This is a genomic window from Marinomonas maritima, from assembly GCF_024435075.2.
GTDB classification, from domain to species: Bacteria; Pseudomonadota; Gammaproteobacteria; order Pseudomonadales; family Marinomonadaceae; genus Marinomonas; species Marinomonas maritima.
Genome location: NZ_JAMZEG020000004.1, coordinates 1 through 2,500 on the forward strand (window position 1 = coordinate 1; position 2,500 = coordinate 2,500).

General features: G+C 49.5%; 1 rRNA gene (cut by a window edge). It reads right to left on the reverse strand.

Annotated features, from left to right (window positions below):
- A 23S ribosomal RNA gene (locus M3I01_RS15215) occupies positions 1 to 2,500 on the reverse strand (its annotated part continues 167 nt past the right edge of the window); the annotation flags it as partial.

The following is a 2,500-nucleotide window of genomic DNA, read 5'->3' on the forward strand; positions in this document are numbered from 1 at the left end:
AACGTAGCTACCCGCAATGCCACTCGCGTGACAACCGGAACACCAGAGGTTCGTCCACTCCGGTCCTCTCGTACTAGGAGCAGCTCCTCTCAAATCTCAAACGTCCACGGTAGGACCGAACTGTCTCACGACGTTCTAAACCCAGCTCGCGTACCACTTTAAATGGCGAACAGCCAGTGTTCCTTGGACCGCTTCAGCCCCAGGATGTGATGAGCTGACATCGAGGTGCCACACTGCCGCCGATGTGAACTCTTGGGCGGTATCACCGTCGTTATCCCGGTACCTTTATCCGTTGAGCGATGGCCCTCTCATATGAACCACCGGATCACTAAGACCTACTTTCGTACCTGCTCGACGGGTTCGAACCGCAGTTAAGCGTGCTTTTGCCTTTACACTCGGCCAGATTTCCGACCAGTGCCTAGCACACCGCGCTCCTCCGTTACTCTTTGGGAGGAGACCGCCCCAGTCAAACTACCCACCACACAGTGTCCTCGATCCAGATAATGGACCTGAGTTAGAACCTCAAACATACTGTGGTGGTATTTCAAGATTGGCTCCAAAGGAACTAGCGTCCTATCTTCAAAGCCTCCCACCTATCCTACACAAATAGGTTCAAAGTTCACTGTGAAGCTATAGTAAAGGTTCACGGGGTCTTTCCGTCTAGCCGCGGATACAGCATCTTCATCAGTGATTTCAATTTCACTGAGTCTCGCACAGTGTGGCCATCAGCAATACATTCGTGCAGGTCAAACTTTACCCGACAAGGAATTTTATTACCTTAGGACCGTTATAGTTACGGCCGTTTACTTGGGCTTGATCAAGAGCTTCGGCCGCGCTAAATTTGCATCAATTAACCTTCAAGCACTCGGGCAGGCGTCACACCCTATAATGTCCACCTCGTGTTTGCAGAGTGCTGTGTTTTTAATAAACAGTCGCAGCCACCGGGTATCTTCGACCGATCAGTGCCATGAGCAAGTCCTTCACACCAGCCGGCAATTCTTCTCCCCGAAGCGACAAACATTTTGCCTAGTCTTTCACCCGAGTTTCAAGCGCCTCGGTATTCTACCTGACCACCTGTGTCATTTGTAAATGTCATATATCTGAAGCTTGTGCTTTTCCTGAAGCATGGCATCAACCACTTGCCCAAAAGAGGGCTCGTCATCAGTTTCGATCTTTCCCACTAAATGAGGTGCCCGGATTTGCCTAAGCACCTAACCTACCGCCTTAAACACAGACAACCATCGCTGTGCTGGCCTAGCCTTCTCCGTCTCTCTCCATCGCAATATACATTCGCGTACAGGAATATTAACCTGTTTTCCATCGACTACGCATTTCTGCCCGCCTTAGGGCCGACTCACCTGCCCTGATTAACATGGGACAGGAAACTTACTCCCCCGTGGCGGGGAGTTTTTCTTCCCTCATTGCCATCACACAACATTCTACCTCTTGATACTTCCAGCCTGCTCTACAGCTTGACCTTCAACGGCTAAGAACTCTTCCTCACCATGCCCACACTACATCCGTAGCTTCGGTGCGGCTAGCTTTATTCTCGTTGTACCTTTCCGTGCAGGCCGATTCGACTAGTGAATGTTACGCTTTAAAGGATGGCTGCTTCTGGCCAACCTCCTAGCCAGCTCAAGCCTTCCAAGAATGCTTTTCCTTAAATTAACTGTAAATTGGAATCCTAATGATCATTCAAGAGCTCTTCCACACTATAGATGCGTTGCACCTGCCAGTGTTCCCCCTGTATTGCACTCACAGTATTCGGAGTTTGCATGGGGTTGGTGGAAAACATGACCCCCAGCCTAAACAGTTTCTACCTCTAATGGTGAGAGTAAGCCAGAGGCGCTACCTAAATAGCTGAGAGAACTGTCAGCTGTCTCCAGAGTTTGATTAGCCACTCCCTATCCACAAGTCATCCCAGCCTTTTCTTAACGGAAGGGGTTCATTCTCCAGCGATGTTAGCCCAACCTTCAACCACGGCGGATAGATCGCCCGGTGTTTTCGGGTTCATTCTATAAATTCAACGCCCGCTGTTGACTCGGTTTCTACGGCCCCACTACATGCTTAATCCTGTTGCCAAAAATAAGTCGTTGTGACCTATTACAAAAGGCTTACAGCGCCCATGAAACTAAGTCCAGCTCCCACTGCTTGCATGTACACGGGTTTCAGGATCTATTTACTCCCCTCACAGGGTCCTTTCTCGCTCCTTTCTCATGTATCATTCTGCATTATCGGTCAGTCAGGGTATTTGTTTCTGAGGATGGTCCCCATATTCAGACAGGATACCACGTGTCCCGTCCTACTCGTTTTCACTATAATGGCATTTTCGGTAGACATTCGTATACGGGGCTATCACTCTCTACGGCGGCTCTCTTCCAGAGCCTTCTACTAACACCAAAATAACTTAAGGCTAATCCCCTCGCTCGCCGCTACTTAGGGAATCTCGGTTGATTTCTTTTCCTAAGGGTACTTAGATGTTTCAGTTCCCCTCGTTCGC